The following is a 17,365-nucleotide window of genomic DNA, read 5'->3' as shown; positions in this document are numbered from 1 at the left end:
GTCGCGCATCCCCCGCCCCCTCTCCAGGAGCCTCGAGCACATGGCACAGAGCCGCATCGCCGTCCCCGACACCACCGCGAACGCGGAGGCGACTCCCGAGAAGGAGCAGCCGTACGCGGCCCTCGGCCTCAAGCCCGACGAGTACGCGAGCATCCGCGAGATCCTCGGCCGGCGCCCCACGAGCGGCGAGCTGGCGATGTACTCGGTGATGTGGAGCGAGCACTGCTCGTACAAGTCGTCGAAGATGTACCTCCGCCAGTTCGGGCAGAAGGTCTCCCCCGCCATGAAGAAGAACCTCATGGTCGGCATGGGCGAGAACGCCGGAGTGGTCGACGTCGGCGAGGGCTGGGCCGTCACCTTCAAGATCGAGAGCCACAACCACCCCAGCTACATCGAGCCGTTCCAGGGCGCGGCGACCGGAGTGGGCGGCATCGTCCGCGACATCATCTCGATGGGCGCGCGGCCCGTCGCGGTCATGGACGCGCTGCGCTTCGAGAGCGATCGACGACCCCGACACCGCCCGCGTCGTGCACGGCGTGGTCGCCGGCATCTCCTTCTACGGCAACTGCCTCGGCCTGCCGAACATCGGCGGCGAGACCTACTTCGACTCCGTCTACCAGGGCAACCCGCTCGTGAACGCCCTCGCGGTCGGAGTGCTGCGCCACGAGGACCTGCACCTCGCGAACGCCCGCGGAGTCGGCAACAGAGGTCGTGCTCTTCGGGGCGCGCACGGGCGGCGAGCGGCATCGGCGGCGCGTCGATCCTCGCCTCCGACACCTTCGCCGACGGCGGCCCGACCCAAGCGCCCGGCCGTCCAGGTCGGCGACCCGTTCGCCGAGAAGGTGCTCATCGAGTGCTGCCTCGAGCTGTTCCGCGGCGACCTCGTCGAGGGCATCCAGGACCTCGGCGCGGCCGGCATCTCGTGCGCGACCTCCGAGCTCGCGTCCAACGGCGACGGCGGCATGTTCATCGAGCTCGACTCCGTGCTGCTGCGCGACCCCTCGCTCACGGCCGAGGAGATCCTCATGTCGGAGTCGCAGGAGCGCATGATGGCGGTCGTGAAGCCCGAGAAGCTCGACGCGTTCCTCGAGGTCGTCGGCAAGTGGGACGTCGAGACCAGCGTGCTCGGCGAGGTCACCGACTCCGGCCGCCCTGATCATCAACTGGCACGGCGAGGAGATCGTCAACGTCGACCCGCGCACCGTCGCCGTCGACGGACCGGTCTACGAGCGTCCCCTCGAGTACCCCGCGTGGCTCGACGCCCTGCAGGCCGACTCCTCCTCGCGCCTGCCCCGCAAGTCGTCCGGAGACGGGCTGCGCCCGAGACGCTCGCGCTGCTGGGCTCGGCCAACCTCGCCGACAAGAGCTGGATCACCTCCCAGTACGACCGCTACGTGCTCGGCAACACGGCCCTCGGCTACCCCGACGACGGCGGAATGGTCCGCGTCGACGAGGAGTCGGGCCTCGGCTTCGCCGTCGCGACCGACGCCAACGGCCGCTGGTGCCAGCTCGACCCGGCGCAGGGCGCCCGTCTCGCGCTGGCGGAGGCGTACCGCAACGTCGCCGTCACCGGCGCCTCCCCCGTCGCCGTCTCCGACTGCCTCAACTTCGGCAGCCCCGAGAACCCCGAGGTCATGTGGCAGTTCCGCGAGGCGGTCACCGCCCTCGCCGACGCGTGCCTCGGGCTCGAGATCCCCGTCACGGGCGGCAACGTCTCGTTCTACAACCAGACCGGCGACGTGCCGATCTTCCCGACTCCGGTCGTCGGCGTGCTCGGCGTGATCGACGACGTCGCGCGCCGCATCCCGTCGGGCTGGCAGGACGAGGGCGACAACGTCTACCTCCTGGGCACGACCCGCGACGAGCTCGACGGCTCAGCATGGGCCGGCACCGTGCACGACCACCTCGGCGGCCTGCCGCCCCAGCTGAACCTGGGCCAGGAGAAGGCTCTCGCCGAGTTGATCGCGGCGGGCGCTCGGGAGTCGCTCATCGCCTCCGCCCACGACCTCGCCGACGGCGGACTCGTGGTCGCCGTCGCCGAGTCGGCGCTGCGCTTCGGCGTGGGCGTGCGGATCTGGCTCGACGAGCTGATGGAGCGCGACGGGGTCGACGCGACCGCGGCGCTCTTCTCGGAGTCGACCGCCCGCGTGCTGGTGTCGGTGCCCCGCGAGGACGACGTGAAGTTCCGCGGTCTGTGCGAGGGGCGCGGCTACCCCGTGCTGCGCATCGGCGTGACGGATGCGGCGACTCCGGCCGTCGAGGTGCAGGGCCTGTTCTCGCTGCCGCTCGAGGAGCTGCGCGCGGTGAACGGCGCGGTGCTGCCGAAGCACTTCGGCTGAGGCCGCGCGCTTCCGCAGAAGTTGCGGTAACGGCGCGCGCTTCCCGCAGCTTCTGGCGAGTGGCTTGCCGCTAGGGCCGCCGCGCCCGTCGACCGACCAGAAGACTCGAGGGTCGCCGCCCGGCAAGCGGGTTTCAGCGCGCACGCTGTACCAGAAGTTGCGGTAACGGCTCGCGCTTCCCGCAACTTGTGGCGAATGGATCCGCCCACATGGCCGTCGCGCCCGTCGACTGTTCAGAAGTTGTCGTACTGGGGCTCGAGTACGACGAATCATGCGGACTAGGGGTCGCCGCCCGGCAAGCGGATTTCAGCGCGCACGCTGTGCCAGAAGTTGCGGCAACGGCGCGCGTCCCGCAGCTCGTGGAGAGTGCAGCCGCCGACGGCGCCGTCGCGCCCGTCGAGTGTCCAGAAGTTGTCGTGCTCGGGCTCGAGTACGACAACTTCTGCGGACTCGGGGCGCGCGGCGCGAGTGGAGACGCGTGCAGGCTCGCGCGGTTCGCCGGAAGCTGCGGGAAGGGCTCGCGGTCACCGCGACTTCCGGAGGAGGGAGGGCGGAGGCGGCGAGACCGGGTTCCGTCGTTACGGAATTCTTGTAATAGTGGAGAGCATGACCTCCCGCGATCTCGCCGCCGAGCTCGACGAGCTCCGCGCTCGCCTCGATCTGCTCGAAGCGAGCGGAGCCGTCGCGGCTGATCCGGAATCGGCCCGCGACGACCCCTTCTGGGCCCTCACCGCACTCCGCGAGCGGCTCTCCCCACCGGGCGGGGTCGTCTTCGCCGGCTCCGTCGGCACCCCCGCCGGCCCGGTGGAATGGCAGTACGGCCTCACCACCGACGCGTTCTTCGAGCGCGACTGGGGCGCGAGCCCCGGCCCCACCGCCCTGGGCCGCGCTCGGCAGCCCGGTGCGCCTGCGCTTCCTCCAGGCGATCGCCGGCGGAGTCGAGACCGTCGCGCAGCTCGCCGAGAGCGAGGGCGCCGGGACGACCGGGCAGATCTACCACCACGTCAACCAGCTCGTCGCGGCGGGCTGGCTCGAGCCCGCGGGCGAGGCCGCTACGGCATCCCGCCCGAGCGCCTCGTCCCCCTGCTCGTGATCCTGCTCGCCTCCGGAGGCCCCCGATGACCCGCACGAGCACCGCACGCACCCGCACCCGCACCTCGTCGTCGCCGCCTCCGCGGCCGTCGCCGTCCTCACCGCCGGCGTGCTCCTGCGCCCGCCGACGCCGTCCCTCTCACCCCAGACCACGGGAGACGCCGAGCTCACGACCTGGATCGCCGATCACCTCGGCGACGGCGCCCGCGACCAGCTCGTCGCCGCGGTCGTCACTCCCGACGACGTGCGCTTCGCCGGCTTCGGGGCCGACGAGAGCACCGAGGTCGAGATCGGCTCCGTCACCAAGACCATGACCGCGCTGCTGCTCGCGCAGAGCGCCGCCTCCGGCACCGTCTCCCTCGAGGACCGCGCCGCCGATCACGCCGATGTCGGCGGCCTCCCCGCGACGCTCGAGGAGCTCGCGACCCACCGCTCGGGCCTGCCGCGGCTGCCGGGAGACGCCGGCGTGCTCGTGCGGTCGGTGCTCGTCGCAGCTGCGCGGCACCGATCCGTACGCGGGCTACTCCGCTGACGACGTCCTGCGCCACGCGGCCGATGCCACGCGCGGAGACGGCACCGTCCTCTACTCCAACCTCGGGCCGGCCGTGCTCGGGCAGGTGCTCGCCCGGGCCGAGGGCGCCGCGTACGCCGATCTCGTGCAGGAGCGGATCCTCGCCCCGCTCGGCATGACCGCCAGCCGCGTCCCCACGACTGCGGACGGCCTCGGACCCGACGCTCCCACCGGATACTCCGCCGACCGGCCGCGCGGTCGACGCGTGGGCGATGGAGGGCTACGCGCCGGCGGGGAGGCGTCCGCTCGACCGCCGCCGACATGGCCCGCTGCCGCGCAGGCGCTGCTCACCGACGATCCGGCGCTCGGAGTCCCGGCCGCCGAGGTGCTCGCACCGCGGCACGAGGCGGGCGATCTGGGCCGCATCGGCCTCGCCTGGCTCATCGCAGAGCGCGAGGACGGCGGCGAGACGACCTGGCACAACGGCAGGGACCGGGGCTACTCCACGCTGCTCGCCCTGGACCGCGAGCGCGGCGTCGCCGTCTTCGTCACCGGGAACACCGCCGCCTCCGTCGACGAGCTCGGCATGCGGCTGCTCGCCCACGTGCTGGAGGAGGATCGTGATCGTCCCTACACTCGTCGCGCTCGCGATCGGAGTCTGGGTCGTCGGGCGCACCGCTCTCGCCCTGCTCCCGGTGCGCGGGTCCGCGAAGCTGCTCGCCCGCGATCGGCTCCGCGTGCTGTCGCACCTGATCGACTCCGTCGCCGTGCTGGCCCTCGTGCGCGTCTTCGCCGACTGGGGCGCCGTGACGCTCGCGCGCCTGGTTCCTGCTGGTCGCGGTCACGGCGGCGGCCGCGGCGGGGCCGCCCTCCGGTGGAGTCGCTGCCCTGGCCTCGAGGAGGAGCCCGGGTCGGTCGTCGCAGCGCGGGGCTCGCGGCCTCCGCGGCGGTCACCGCGGCCCTGATCGGCCTCGTCGCGGTCTGAACCGGAGCGCGCGGCCCGCTACTCCGCCTGCTCGGGCGGGATCGGGCTCGAGGTTGTCGAGCACCGCGCCGTTCTGATCGCCGACGCTCAGGACGGTCGACGGGGCGAGGTTGAGGGTGTCGCCGCCGGAGGCTGTCGATGCTCACGCCGTCGCGGCGCACCGAGTTCAGCGCGTCGAGGAAGTCGGTGCTGATGCAGAAGCGGTCGGCGATCTGCGCGGTGATGTCGCCCGCGGCGACGGAGGTAGGAGGCGGGGGTGCCGTCGTCCGCGGTCGTCACGGATCCCGTGGCACCGGTGCGCGGATCCGCGGTCGCGCGCGAACTCGATGTCGACGCCGCCGATCGTGCCGGCCTCGGCCGCATCGACGTAGGCGATCTCGCACGGTCCCGTCGAGGGCAGGGGAGTGGATCCGCCCGGGACGACCGACACGGGGGCCGGGGTGAGGACGGCGCTCGGGACGGGGCGCGGGCCCTCCGTCTCGGAAGCGGACTCAGAGGCGGGAGCGGAGGCGGACTCGAGGCTCGACTCGACCGGTGCGCTCGCGACGGGCTCCGCCCGCGGTGCAGCCCGGCAGCCCCGCCAGCCAGGAGGGTCGAGGAGAGGGCGGATCAGGATGCGCTGGGTCGTCGTCTGCCGATGCCACTCGGCGACTCTAACCCGCGGGGGCGGAGCACCGCGTCCCCGCACCGGGGCGCATTGACCTCCGCCGTCGATGGGACCCATGACGAGCCCCTGTTGGACACCGCGGCCCGCGAGGCGTTGGCTGGGAGCATGAAGTACACGCATCTCGGCCGCACCGGCCTGTCCGTCTCCCGCGCCGTCCTCGGCACCATGAACTTCGGCCCCGAGACCAGCGAGCCCGACTCGTTCGCGATCATGGACCGCGCGCAGGAGCTGGGCGTGAACTTCTTCGACACGGCGAACGTCTACGGGGGCGGGGCGAACCGCTGGCGGCACCGAGGAGATCGTCGGCCGCTGGTTCGCCCAGGGCGGCGAGCGCCGCGAGCGCACGGTCCTGGCGACGAAGGTCTACGGAGACATGGAGCAGTACGCGGCGCCCGGCGCCGAGCGCGGCCGCGACTCCTGGCCCAACGGCGGCCGCCTCTCGGCGCTCAGCATCCGCCGGGCCCTCGACGACAGCCTGCGCCGCCTGCAGACCGACCACATCGACCTGTACCAGTTCCACCACGTCGACCGCACGACGCCGTGGGACGAGATCTGGCAGGCGATGGAGGTCGCCGTGCAGCAGGGCAAGGTGCTCTACGTCGGCTCCAGCAACTTCGCGGGCTGGCACATCGCCCAGGCGCAGGAGGCGGCCCGGTCGCGGCACTTCACCGGTCTCGCGTCGGAGCAGTCGATCTACAACCTGCTCACCCGCGACATCGAGCGCGAGGTGCTGCCCGCCGCGCTGCACTACGGACTCGGCGTGATCCCCTGGTCGCCGCTGCAGGGCGGCCTGCTGGGCGGAGTGATCGAGAAGACGGAGTCGGGCAGCCGGCGCAACGCCGGTCGCGCCGCGGAGGCGATCGAGAAGAACCGCCCCGCGCTCGAGCGGTACGAGGCCTTCGCCCGCGAGCGCGGTGTGGCGCCCGGCGAGCTCGCGCTCGCGTGGCTCCTGCACCAGCCCGCGGTGACCGGGCCGATCACCGGCCCGCGCACGATGGAGCAGCTCGAGAGCGCGGTCGCGGCCGTCGACGTGACGCTCGACTCCGACGACCTGGCCCGCCTCGACGAGATCTTCCCCGGGCACCGCACGGCGCCCGAGGACTACGCCTGGTGACCCCCGTCCCCCCACTCCCCCACGAACGAAGAGGACCCATGAAGCAGCGCACTCTCGGCGACGTCTCCGTCGGCGCGATCGGCCTCGGCGGCATGCCGATGTCGATCGAGGGCCGACCCGACCGCGAGCGGTCGATCGCCACCCTCCACGCCGCGCTCGACGCCGGCGTCACCCTGATCGACACCGCCGACGCCTATCACCAGGGCGGCGACGGCGACCTCGGCCACAACGAGCTGCTGATCGCCGAGGCGCTGCGGAGCTACGGGGGCGACACCTCCGAGGTGCTCGTCGCCACCAAGGGCGGGCACCTGCGCCCCGAGCCCGGCGTCTGGACGCAGGACGGACGTCCCGAGTACCTGAAGGAGGCGGCCCGCGCCTCTGCGCAGCGCCTCGGGGTCGAAGCGATCGACCTGTACCAGTACCACCGGCCCGACCCGGAGGTGCCCTACGCCGACTCCCTCGGCGCGCTCGTCGAGCTGCTCGACGAGGGGGTCATCCTGCGCGCCGGCATCTCGAACGCCGATCCGGCGCAGATCCGGGAGGCGCACGGGATCCTGGGCGACCGCCTCGTCTCGGTGCAGAACCAGTTCTCGCCGTCGTTCCGCTCGAGCGAGCCGGAGCTCGAGCTCTGCGCGGAGCTGGGCATCGCGTTCCTGCCGTGGAGCCCGCTCGGCGGCATTTCGTCGGCGGCCGACCTGGGCTCGCGCTACTCCGCGTTCGCCACCGTCGCCGAGGCGCACGGAGTCTCGCCGCAGGTGGTCTGCCTCGCGTGGGAGCTGGCCAAGGCCCCGTGCGTGCTGCCGATCCCGGGCGCCTCGCGTCCCGAGAGCATCCGCGACTCGGCCACGGCGGCCGACCTGGAGCTGACCCCGGAGGAGCTCGCGTCGCTCGACTGAGCGCCGGGCGGTCTCGATACGCCCCTCCGGGGCTACTCGACCAGCAGGGATCGGGACACGCGACCTGCGGCAGCTCCTGCTGATCGAGTAGGCCCGCGCAGCCGGCGTATCGAGATCCACCACGCCGGGCTCGTGGGTCTCGATACGCCCTCCGGGGCTACTCGACCCGCAGCAGGACGGCGCTACTCGACCGGCACCGCCGACGGCGACGGCAGTGCGGCCACGAACGCGCGGGCCGCCGACGTCGCCCGCTCCGGCAGCGCCACCATCGTGCGCCAGACGAGCAGCGGATCCTCGAGGGGCACCGCCGTCAGCGCACCCCGGCCGCTTCTCGGCGAAGTGCGCCGGCACCACCGCGACGCCCATCCCGTACTCGACCAGGTCGAGCAGCGTGTGCACGTCGTTCACCTCGAGCTCGACCTCGAACGGCAGCCCGTGCTCCGCGAAGGCCCGCGCGGCCAGATGGCTCGCACCCCAGTGGTCCTGCAGCCCCACGATCGTCTCGCCGACGAGGTCGGGAACGCGGCACGAGACGCGGTCGGCGAGCGGATGATCGGGGTGCGTCAGGACCGCGAAGCCCTCGCTCGCGAGCGGCAGGGTCCGCACGCCCGCGGGCGTCGCTCCGATGTCGGCGACGAGCGCCAGATCGAGCCGGCCCGCCGCCACGGCCTCGAGCAGCGCGCCGGATCCGTCGTGCGTCAGCCGCAGCGCCACTCCGGGATGCTCCCCGCGGAAGGTCGCGAGCTCGCGCGGCAGGTGCACGCCGCCCAGGCACTCCTCGGTGCCCACCGCGAGGCTCCCCCGCAGCACGCCCTGCACCGCGCGCACGGCGTCGCGGGCGGCGAGCGCGCTGGCGACCGAGCGCTCCGACCTCCTCGAGCATCGCGTGACCGGCGGGCGTCAGCTCCACGCGCCGGGTGCTGCGGGTGAACAGCGGACTGCCGAGCTCGCTCTCGAGCGCGCGGATGGACGCCGACAGGCCCGACTGCGAGATCTGCAGCGCGCTCGCGGCGCGGGTGAAGTGCTGCTCCTTCGCCACGGCGAGGAAGTGTTCGAGCTGACGCAGTTCCATGGGTCCATCTTCGCCGCGCGCGGCGCCGTCGCGGGACCCGGGGCTCAGACGGGCGTCGAGACCGCGATCACGACTCCTGTGAGGGACGAGCGGAGCCGCTCGAGACTCTGGTCGTCGGAGTCGCCGTCGAGGAGGGACTGCTTCACGGCACCCTCGTAGCTCGCCAGCACCAGCCGGACCGCAGCGGTGGGCCTCGAGGTGCGAAGTCCCGGCCGACCTCCCGCAGAGCCGAGCCGATGATGTCGACGAGGGAGGCGTCGAAGCGCGCCCGGAACCCGCTGTAGCGCGTCGCGATGGCGGGGTCACGCAGGGCCAGCAGCTCGAACTCGGCCTGCACGAGGCACCAGCGGCGGTCGTCGTCGAAGGGGCCGTGCAGGAAGTCGAGCACCACCGCGCCGAGCGCCTCGGTGGTCAGCGGCTCCGCGGTGCCGGCGAGCTTGGGCAGCGTGCGGCCCATCTGGTCGACGAGCCCGGCGAGGCGGGCGCCGTTCTCGCGCTCCATCAGGGCGAAGAACAGCTCCTCCTTGCTCGTGAAGTTCGAGTAGAACGCGCCGCGGGTGAAACCGGCCCGCTCCGACACCTGCTCGACCGAGGCCGAGGTGCACTCCGGTCTCGGCGAACACGTCGTAGGCCGCGTCGAGCAGCCGCTCGCGGGTGCGGCTGCGTCGGGAAGACTGCTCGGGAGCGTCGACCACCGTCATTCCTGGATCCTCTCCGAGAGCTGTCAAGGGGCGTTGAGCGGGATCACTGTATCGGATACGTTCCTGTATCGGATACATTCGTGTATCGGGTACACCGTCGTATCGTCCTCCTCTCCCTCGATCATCAGGAGACCGCGTGTCGTCGCTGCTCTACCGACTCGGGCGATGGGTCTACCAGGCCCACCGTCTCGTCGCCGTCCTCTGGCTCGCCGTCGTCGTGCTCGCGGAGGCGGCGCCGTGCTGCTGAACCAGGGCACCGACAACAGCTTCTCGATCCCGGGCACCGAGTCGCAGACCGCGCTCGACCAGCTCGAGCGCACCTTCCGCAGGTCGGCGGCACGTCCGCGCGCTACGTGGTCGTCGCACCCGACGGCGGCAGCGTCGACGACGCGGACATCACCGGACCCGTGGCCGACGCCGTCGCGGCGCTGACCGGCATCGAAGGCGTCGCAGCGGTCACCGACCCCTACTCCGACACCGTCGAGGAGCACGATCTCGGACGAGGGGAACGCCCTCGTCATCACCGCGCAGATGGACGGCTCCGCCACCACGACCTCGGTCGAGTCGCGCGACGCGCTGAAGGCCGAGGCCACGACGCTCGAGGACGCGCTGCCCGCCGGCTCCGTCGTCTCGCTCGGCGGCGACCTCTTCTCGCAGAACCTGCCCGGAGTGACGATCACCGAGGCCATCGGCCTCATCGTCGCGCTGGTGGTCCTCGTGCTGACCTTCGGCTCGTTCCTCGCCGCCGGCATGCCGCTCGTCACCGCCCTGCTCGGCGTCGCCCTCTCGATGTCGGCCATCTTCATCGCGACCCGGTTCGCGTCGATCTCGTCGACGACTCCGCTGCTCGCCCTGATGCTCGGGCTCGCCGTCGGCATCGACTACGCCCTCTTCATCATCAGCCGCCACCAGGACCAGCTGAAGCAGGGCATGCACCCGGAGGAGTCGACCGCCCGCTCGGTCGCGACCGCCGGCTCCGCGGTCGTGTTCGCCGGCCTGACCGTCATCATCGCCCTCGTCGGACTCTCGGTCGCCAACATCCCGTTCCTGACGACCATGGGCATCGCGGCGGCGGGCGGAGTCGCGATCGCGGTGGTCATCGCGCTCACCCTCACTCCGGCGCTGCTCGGCTTCGCCGGCGAGCGTCTGCGCCCGAAGGAGCGCGCGCGCGAAGAAGGCGGCGACCGCGAAGCAGGTCGCCGGCGCCCGCCGACCCCGAGGTCGAGCCCGACACCGCGCCCGCCTCGCCCGGCACCCACGTGCACGCCGAGGTCCCGCGCGGCTTCTTCCGCGGCTGGGTCCGCGCCGTCACCCGGTTCCCGATCGTCACGATCATCGCCGTGGTCGGCGTGCTCGGAGTCGCGAGCATCCCCGCGCTGAGCCTGCGCCTCGCGCTGCCCGGACGCCGGCTACCAGGCCGAGGGCACCCCGCCCGCGACACCTACGACCTCCTCGCCGAGAACTTCGGCGACGGCTACAACGGCCCGCTCATCGTCACGGGAACGATCATCGGCTCGACCGATCCGCTGGGCCTGATGGCCGACCTCAAGACCGAGATCGAGGGCCTGGACGGCGTCGCCTCGGTGCCGCTGGCCACTCCGAACGAGACCGCCGACACCGGGATCATCCAGGTGATCCCCGAGGGCGGCCCGGACTCCGAGGAGACCAAGGCGCTGGTCGCCGAGATCCGCGACAAGCACGACTACTTCCAGGAGGAGTACGGCGTCGACCCTCGCCGTGACCGGCCAGACCGCGGTCGGCATCGACATCTCGGACACGCTGGCGAACGCCCTGCTGCCGTTCGGCATCCTGGTCGTCGGCCTCTCCCTGGTCCTGCTGACGATGGTGTTCCGCTCGCTCTGGGTGCCGCTGAAGGCGACGCTGGGCTACCTGCTGTCGGTCGGCGCCTCGTTCGGCGCGGTCGCCGCGGTGTTCGAGTGGGGCTGGTTCGCCGACGCCCTGCACGTCGACAAGACGGGCCCGATCATCAGCTTCATGCCGATCATCCTGATGGGCGTGCTGTTCGGCCTCGCGATGGACTACGAGGTCTTCCTCGTCTCGCGGATGCGCGAGGACTACGTGCACGGCCGGTCGGCGCGCGCGGCGGTCGAGTCGGGCTTCGTGGGCTCGGCGAAGGTCGTCACCGCGGCCGCGGTCATCATGTTCTCGGTCTTCGCCGCGTTCGTCCCCGAGGGCGACACCAACATCAAGCCGATCGCGCTCGGCCTGGCCGTCGGCGTCTTCGTCGACGCGTTCATCGTGCGGATGACGCTGGTCCCGGCGGTCCTGCACCTGCTCGGCGACCGCGCCTGGCACATGCCGCGCTGGCTCGACCGGATCCTCCCGTCGTTCGACGTGGAGGGCGAGGGCCTGGACGAAGGAGCTCGCGCTCGCCGACTGGCCCGAGCGCGGAGCGACCGACGCGATCGCCGCCGAGGGACTCTCGCCCGACGGGCCCGACGGACCGCTCTACCGCGACGTCGCCGTGCGGGTGCCCGCCGGCGCCGCGCTCGTCGTGCACGGCCCGCACCGCTCGGGCCGCACCGCCCTGCTGCTGACCCTCGCGGGCCGGCTGGCGCCCGACTCCGGACGCCTCAAGGTCGACGGACTCGTGGTGCCGATCCGCGCCTCCGCGGTGCGCGGCCGGGTCGGGCTCGTGCGCCTGGCCGGTGCCGCCGATCCGATCGAGGAGGTGCGCGCGGCGCTCTCCGACGCACCCGGCGCTCCTGGTGCTCGACGACGTAGACACGGTCACCGACCCGCGGCTGCGCGACGGCCTGCGGGTCGAGCTCGACGGCGCCCTGGCCTACGCACTCGAGAACGAGCGCTCCTTCACCGTCGTCGCCTCCGCCGTCGAGCCCGACGCGCTCGACGATCTCCTCCCCTCCGACCGCGACGTGCGCGCGGTCTCGACCGCGGCCGACGGCGCCGATCGCAAAGGTCCTCTGACAGATGGCTCTCTTCTCCCTCGAGCGCCCCGCGGCGCCAAGAAGGTGTCCTGGTTCACCCTCCTCGGGATCGTCCTGGTCCCCCTCGCCATCGGCGGGCTGCTCGTCTGGGCCCTGTGGGACCCGACCCAGCGCCTCGACCAGGTGACGGCCGCGGTCGTGAACGAGGACACCCCGATCGAGCTGAACGGGCAGACCGTGCCGCTCGGGCGCCAGCTCGCGGCGGGGCTCGTGACCCGGAGGGACGGAGGAGTCGACTCCCTCGCCCTCCGCGAGCGCGACGCCCGCCCCCAACGTCTCCGGCTCCGACTCCACCTCGAACTTCACCTGGGTGCTCACCGACAAGGACGACGCGGCCGAGGGCCTGGCCGACGGCTCGTACGCGACCGTCGTCACGATCCCCTCGAACTTCTCGGCCGCGGCCACGTCGTACGCGGGCGACGCCGCCGAGGCGACCAAGGCCACGATCGCGCATCGCCACCAGCGACAAGGCCAAGCTCGTCGACGACGCCATCTCGGCCACCGTCACGAGCACTGCGACCTCGCTCCTGAACACGCAGCTGACCACCTCGTACCTCGAGAACGTCTACGTCGGCTTCAACACGCTCAACGAGCAGATCGGGCAGGCGGCCGAGGGCGCCGGCACCCTCGCCGACGGAGCGACCCAGCTCGGCACCGGCGCGTCCTCGCTCGCCGACGGCACCAGCTCCCTCGCCGACGGCATCGACGAGCTGGCCACCGGCGCGTCGTCGCTGTCGGACGAGGTCGCGCAGCTCGGCACCGGCGCGTCCTCCCTCTCCAGCGGCGTCGCGCAGCTGGGCACGGGCGCCTCCGATCTGTCGGGCGGAGTCGCGCAGCTCGCCACGGGCGCGCGCGACTCGGCGACCGGCGCGGCCCAGCTCGGAACCGGAGCGACCGCCGTCGCCGACGGACTCGACCAGCTGAGCGCCAGCACCGTCACGATCGGCGAGAGCACGCAGCAGATCGCGACGCTCTCGGGCGGCGCCGCGCAGTCGACCGCGGGCACCTTCGCGGCTCTGCAGCAGGCGCTGGCCGGTTGCGAGACTCCGCAGTGCCTGGCCGCGAGCGGCATCGTCGCGAACGCGCTGACCGCTCCCGACGGACCGGTCGTGCTGACCGCGACCGCCGCCGGAGCGACGCAGGCGCTCGACGCGGGCATCCGCGTCGGCACTCCCGAGACGCCGTCGCTCGTCGCGGGCACGCAGCAGGCCGCGGGCGGCGCCCTGCCAGGTCGCGACCGAAGCGACGTCGCTCTCGACCGGGCTCGGGCAGCTCGCCGACGGGGCCGACTCGGCCGCCGCCGGCGCCGCCCAGCTCGACCGGAGCGGGATCCGCCGCCGCCGGAGCCGCGCAGCTCGCCACCGGCGCGACCTCGGCCGCCGAGGGCGCCGAGCAGCTCTCGACCGGAGCGTCCTCCGCCGCCGACGGGGCGGACCAGCTCGCCGAGGGCGCGACCGGCGTCTCGGACGGAGCTCTGCAGCTCGCCGACGGCACCCGCACCCTCGCGACGGGCCTCGACGCGGCGGTCGCCCAGCTGCCGACGTACACCGAGTCGGAGTCGCAGAACCTGGCCGACGTGGTCGCGGACCCGGTCGAGAACGCGAGCAGCGACACCTCGCTGTTCGGCGCCTCCTCCGTGCCGTTCTTCACGACGATCGCCCTCTGGCTCGGCGCCCTGGCGACTTCCTGGTGCTCGCCGCCTTCTCGCACCGCGCGCTTGTCGTCGACCCGCTCCTCCGCGGCGCTCGCGCTCTCGTCCTACGCACCCGCGCTGGTGATCGGGCTCGTGCAGGGCCTCGCCGTCGCGATCGTGATGCAGTTCGTCGCCGACCTCGACGCCGGCTCGTTCGTCGGGTTCGCGCTGCTCTCGATGCTCGTCGGCGCGTCCTTCGCCTCCGTCAGCCAGGGCCTGGTGGCGCTGCTGGGCGGAGTGGGGCGCTTCCTCGCGATGCTGGCCGCGGTCATCGGACTCGGCGCCGGCATCATCTCGACGGTGCCCGGGATCTTCGAGGACGCCCTCGGCTTCCTGCCGCTGTCGGCCGCGCAGAACGCGCTGTCGGGAGTGGTCGAGAGCACGGGAGGCGTCGGCGGCGCAGTCGTCGGCCTCGTGGATCTGGCTGCTGTTCGGCCTGCTGCTGACGGTCGCCGCGATCGCCCGCCGCCGCGTCACCTCGGTGCGCGCGCTGGACCGGCCCGCGGCGGCGTAGGCCCCCCGTTGCTGGTCGAGTAGCCCCGCAGGGCGCGTATCGAGACCCACCACCCCAGCAGACGCGGATCTCGAGACGGCCGCTCCGCGACCTACTCGATCAGCAAGAGCCCTGCTGGTCGAGTAGCCCCGCAGGGGCGTATCGAGACCCACCACCCCAGGAGACGCGGATCTCGAGACGGCCGCTCCGCGACCTACTCGATCAGCAAGCCCGGCGCCCCTCAGCCCTCCGCGCCGCTCGCGATCTGCTCGTGGTGGTGGATGACCTCGGCGACGATGAAGCCGAGGAACTGCTCGGCGAACGCCGGATCCAGGTGCGACTCCTCCGCGAGCGACCGCAGGCGAGCGATCTGGCGCGCCTCGCGGTCGAGGTCGGCGGCCGGAAGTCCGTGCGCCGCCTTCAGCCGTCCGACCTTCTGCGTGAACTTGAAGCGCTCCGGCGAGCAGGTGGATCAGGGCGGCGTCGATGTTGTCGATGCTCTGCCGGATCTGCTCGAGCTCGGCCCGGGCCTCCGACTCCTCGAGCGACGGGTTCTCGGTCATGCGTCCGACCCCTAACGGACCCGGTTCGACGACGAAGGCCCCGCTCCGCGAGGAGCAGGGGCCGTCATCGGAGCCGGTCGTCAGGGAGACGATCGTCAGGAGACGATCGTCAGCTCCACGGGGATGTTGCCGCGGGTCGCGTTCGAGATACGGGCACAGCGTGTGCGCCTTGTCGGCGACGGCCTGCGCCTGCTCGGGCTCGCGTTCGGCACGTGGATGTCGAGCTCGACCGCGAGGCCGAACCCGCCGTCGTCGTTCTTGCCGATCGAGACGCTCGCCGAGACGGCGGCGTCGGTCGTGTCGATCTTCAGCTCGCGTCCGGCGCCGTGCAGCGCGCCGAGGAAGCAGGCCGAGTACCCCGCCGCGAAGAAGCTGCTCGGGGTTGGTGCCGTCCCCAGAGCCGCCGAGCTCCTGGGGCGGGCGGGTGTCGAGGTCGAGGCGGTCGTCCTCGGTGCGGACGTGGCCGTCGCGTCCTCCACCGGAGGCGTGGGCGATAGCGGTGTAGAGAGCTTCCATCCCCCCATCACACCACTCGGCGCCCGTGTGGAGGGTGAACGCCGGATGGCTGTGCTCAGCGCCGCCCGTTCGCCGTCCGGGGACATCCGCTCCAGCAGGGCGTCAACCCCGTGACAGCTCCCGCCCCGCGGTGTGGCCTGGAGGGGCACGACCGGCGAGCGCCGGTCAGAACGGAGCAAGCATGCGCGCACTCACGTGGCAGGGCATCTGAGAAGGTCTCGGTCGAGACCGTTCCCGACCCCCGCATCCAGCAGCCCACGGACGCGATCGTCCGGATCACCTCGACCGCGATCTGCGGCTCGGACCTGCACCTCTACCGCCTCCTGGGCCCGTACCTCGACAAGGGCGACATCCTCGGCCACGAGCCGATGGGCGTCGTCGAGGAGGTGGGCGCCGGAGTGACCTCGCTGTCGGTCGGCGACCGCGTCGTCGTCCCCTTCAACATCGCCTGCGGCGAGTGCTTCATGCGCCGCCGCGGACTGCAGTCGCAGTGCGAGGACGACGCAGGTCACCGAGTACCGAGTCGGGCGCCGCGCTCTTCGGCTACACGAAGATGTACGGCCAGGTCCCGGGCGGCCAGGCGGAGTTCCTCCGCGTGCCGCTCGCCGACTACAACACCGTCAAGGTCGGCACCGACCTGCCCGACGACCGCTACCTCTTCCTCAGCGACATCGTGCCGACCGCCTGGCAGGGCGTCGACTACGCGCAGGTCCCGGAGGAGGCACGCTGGCCGTCTACGGGCTCGGTCCGGTGGGTCAGTTCGCCGCCCGCATCGGGGTGCACAAGGGCTTCCGGGTGCTCGCGATCGACCCGGTCGCCGAGCGCCGCGCCATGGCGGCGCGCCACGGGGTCGAGGTGTTCGACCTCACGGACGACGTGGTCGCCGAGCTGCGCGACCTGACCGAGGGCCGCGGCCCCGACTCCGTCGTCGACGCGGTCGGCATGGAGGCGCACGGCTCGCCGGTCGGCTCGCTCGCGCAGTCGATGGCCGGGCTGCTGCCCGACCCGCTCGCGCGGAAGGCGATGGACACGGTCGGAGTGGACCGGCTCGCCGCGATCCAGGGCGGACTCGAGCTGGTGCGGCGCGGTGGGACCGTGTCACTGAGCGGCGTGTACGGCGGCAGAGGCCGACCCGCTGCCGCTGAAGTCGATGTTCGACAAGCAGGTCACGCTCAAGATGGGCCAGTGCAACGTCAAGCGCTGGATCGACGAGCTGCTGCCGCTGGTCGAGGACCCGAGCGACCCGCTGGGCGTCATGGACCTCGTCACGCACCACGCGCCGCTCGAGGACGCCCCGGGTCTCTACGAGACGTTCCAGAAGAAGGAGGACGGCTGCATCAAGGTCGTGCTGCAGCCGTAGGGACTCCCTCCCGCGTTCGGAACGTCGGCCAGGAGCAGGGCTCAGCCACCATCGTGGCTGACGGGCACTCCTGGCCGACGTTCTGCCCGACCGAGGCCTCCGTGCCCGTTGACGCACGAAGGCGGCGCCCCCGGCGAGGGGGCGCCGCCGACGTGGCGACCGCCTACTTGAAGACGTCCTTGACGTCCTCGCCGACCTTCTTGGTCGATGCGGCGGTCTGGTCCTTCTGGCCTTCGGCCTTCAGGTCCCTGTCGTTGTTGTGGTCGCCGACGGCTTCCTTCGCCTTTCCGGCGATGTCCTGAGCGGCGTTCTTGATCTTGTCATCGAGCCCCATAGGTGGTGCCTCCTTCACTGATCGTTGAGCACGACGTTAGGCACCGAAGCTCTCGGCTAC

At 72.3% G+C, this 17,365-nt stretch carries 14 protein-coding genes and 7 pseudogenes; 13 read left to right on the top strand and 8 right to left on the bottom strand.

Annotated features, from left to right (window positions below):
- The first annotated feature begins 40 nt into the window (after positions 1-40).
- The 4 genes and pseudogenes from purL (at position 41) to AC0CII_RS17030 (ending at position 4,927) form a co-directional block, all read left to right on the top strand.
- Positions 41-2,339 (top strand): annotated as a pseudogene (gene purL / locus AC0CII_RS17045) (phosphoribosylformylglycinamidine synthase subunit PurL).
- A gap of 901 nt (positions 2,340-3,240) precedes the next feature.
- Positions 3,241-3,432 carry a hypothetical protein gene (locus AC0CII_RS17040; protein WP_465230122.1) on the top strand — a complete coding sequence of 64 codons (192 nt, stop codon included), beginning with the start codon at positions 3,241-3,243 and terminating at the stop codon, positions 3,430-3,432.
- 108 nt (positions 3,433-3,540) lie between these two features.
- On the top strand, positions 3,541-3,963 hold the full coding sequence (locus tag AC0CII_RS17035; protein WP_465230121.1) for a serine hydrolase: 423 nt from the start codon (positions 3,541-3,543) through the stop codon (positions 3,961-3,963).
- Positions 3,926-4,927 (top strand): serine hydrolase domain-containing protein, encoded by a 1,002-nt coding sequence (locus AC0CII_RS17030; protein WP_465230970.1) that lies wholly within the window; start codon positions 3,926-3,928, stop codon positions 4,925-4,927. The genes AC0CII_RS17035 and AC0CII_RS17030 overlap by 38 nt, the downstream gene beginning before the upstream one ends.
- Before the next feature lie 166 nt (positions 4,928-5,093).
- Here AC0CII_RS17030 and AC0CII_RS17025 read toward each other — a convergent pair whose 3' ends face one another.
- The gene (locus AC0CII_RS17025) at positions 5,094-5,651 is read right to left on the bottom strand and encodes a hypothetical protein (protein ID WP_465230120.1); all 558 of its coding nucleotides are present in this window, start codon (positions 5,649-5,651) and stop codon (positions 5,094-5,096) included.
- 48 nt (positions 5,652-5,699) lie between these two features.
- On the opposite strand from AC0CII_RS17025, the pseudogene AC0CII_RS17020 reads away from it, so the two are divergent.
- Positions 5,700-6,708: pseudogene (locus tag AC0CII_RS17020) on the top strand (aldo/keto reductase).
- Between the two features lie 38 nt (positions 6,709-6,746).
- On the top strand, positions 6,747-7,604 hold the full coding sequence (locus tag AC0CII_RS17015; protein WP_465230119.1) for an aldo/keto reductase: 858 nt from the start codon (positions 6,747-6,749) through the stop codon (positions 7,602-7,604).
- A gap of 182 nt (positions 7,605-7,786) precedes the next feature.
- Here the strand turns inward: AC0CII_RS17015 and AC0CII_RS17010 are convergent, their stop codons facing one another.
- From AC0CII_RS17010 to AC0CII_RS16995, 4 genes and pseudogenes are all read right to left on the bottom strand, one after another.
- Positions 7,787-7,909 carry a hypothetical protein gene (locus AC0CII_RS17010; RefSeq protein ID WP_465230118.1) on the bottom strand — a complete coding sequence of 41 codons (123 nt, stop codon included), beginning with the start codon at positions 7,907-7,909 and terminating at the stop codon, positions 7,787-7,789.
- Between the two features lie 82 nt (positions 7,910-7,991).
- Positions 7,992-8,366: pseudogene (locus AC0CII_RS17005) on the bottom strand (LysR substrate-binding domain-containing protein); the annotation flags it as partial.
- 184 nt (positions 8,367-8,550) lie between these two features.
- Positions 8,551-8,676 (bottom strand): annotated as a pseudogene (locus AC0CII_RS17000) (LysR family transcriptional regulator); the annotation flags it as partial.
- 142 nt (positions 8,677-8,818) lie between these two features.
- The gene (locus AC0CII_RS16995; protein ID WP_465230117.1) at positions 8,819-9,256 is read right to left on the bottom strand and encodes a TetR/AcrR family transcriptional regulator; all 438 of its coding nucleotides are present in this window, start codon (positions 9,254-9,256) and stop codon (positions 8,819-8,821) included.
- Between the two features lie 358 nt (positions 9,257-9,614).
- On the opposite strand from AC0CII_RS16995, the gene AC0CII_RS16990 reads away from it, so the two are divergent.
- The 6 genes from AC0CII_RS16990 (at position 9,615) to AC0CII_RS16965 (ending at position 14,576) form a co-directional block, all read left to right on the top strand.
- Positions 9,615-9,809, top strand: a complete 195-nt coding sequence (locus AC0CII_RS16990) for a hypothetical protein (RefSeq protein ID WP_465230116.1) — start codon at positions 9,615-9,617, stop codon at positions 9,807-9,809.
- 99 nt (positions 9,810-9,908) lie between these two features.
- On the top strand, positions 9,909-10,757 hold the full coding sequence (locus AC0CII_RS16985; protein WP_465230115.1) for an MMPL family transporter: 849 nt from the start codon (positions 9,909-9,911) through the stop codon (positions 10,755-10,757).
- A gap of 357 nt (positions 10,758-11,114) precedes the next feature.
- Positions 11,115-12,122, top strand: a complete 1,008-nt coding sequence (locus tag AC0CII_RS16980; protein WP_465230114.1) for an MMPL family transporter — start codon at positions 11,115-11,117, stop codon at positions 12,120-12,122.
- Positions 12,107-12,877 (top strand): YhgE/Pip domain-containing protein, encoded by a 771-nt coding sequence (locus AC0CII_RS16975; protein WP_465231123.1) that lies wholly within the window; start codon positions 12,107-12,109, stop codon positions 12,875-12,877. Before AC0CII_RS16980 ends, AC0CII_RS16975 begins: the two co-directional genes overlap by 16 nt.
- A complete protein-coding gene (locus AC0CII_RS16970; RefSeq protein WP_465230969.1) occupies positions 12,799-14,124 on the top strand; it encodes a hypothetical protein in 1,326 nt (441 codons plus the stop codon). The genes AC0CII_RS16975 and AC0CII_RS16970 overlap by 79 nt, the downstream gene beginning before the upstream one ends.
- Positions 14,121-14,576 (top strand): hypothetical protein, encoded by a 456-nt coding sequence (locus AC0CII_RS16965; RefSeq protein ID WP_465230113.1) that lies wholly within the window; start codon positions 14,121-14,123, stop codon positions 14,574-14,576. Before AC0CII_RS16970 ends, AC0CII_RS16965 begins: the two co-directional genes overlap by 4 nt.
- A gap of 197 nt (positions 14,577-14,773) precedes the next feature.
- Here AC0CII_RS16965 and AC0CII_RS16960 read toward each other — a convergent pair.
- Together AC0CII_RS16960 and AC0CII_RS16955 are read right to left on the bottom strand one after the other, a co-directional pair.
- Positions 14,774-15,095, bottom strand: a pseudogene (locus AC0CII_RS16960) (chorismate mutase).
- Positions 15,096-15,190: 95 nt separating this feature from the next.
- Positions 15,191-15,611: pseudogene (locus tag AC0CII_RS16955) on the bottom strand (organic hydroperoxide resistance protein).
- 181 nt (positions 15,612-15,792) lie between these two features.
- Between AC0CII_RS16955 and AC0CII_RS16950 the strand changes: the two are divergent.
- Positions 15,793-16,971: pseudogene (locus tag AC0CII_RS16950) on the top strand (zinc-dependent alcohol dehydrogenase).
- Positions 16,972-17,134: 163 nt separating this feature from the next.
- Here the strand turns inward: AC0CII_RS16950 and AC0CII_RS16945 are convergent.
- Positions 17,135-17,305, bottom strand: a complete 171-nt coding sequence (locus tag AC0CII_RS16945; protein WP_077222734.1) for a CsbD family protein — start codon at positions 17,303-17,305, stop codon at positions 17,135-17,137.
- Positions 17,306-17,365: the final 60 nt, after the last annotated feature.

The sequence above is a fragment of the Rathayibacter sp. AC182 genome (assembly GCF_979253875.1).
Note: the sequence above shows the minus strand (reverse complement) of the source record. Positions and strands in the feature narration are given on the sequence as shown.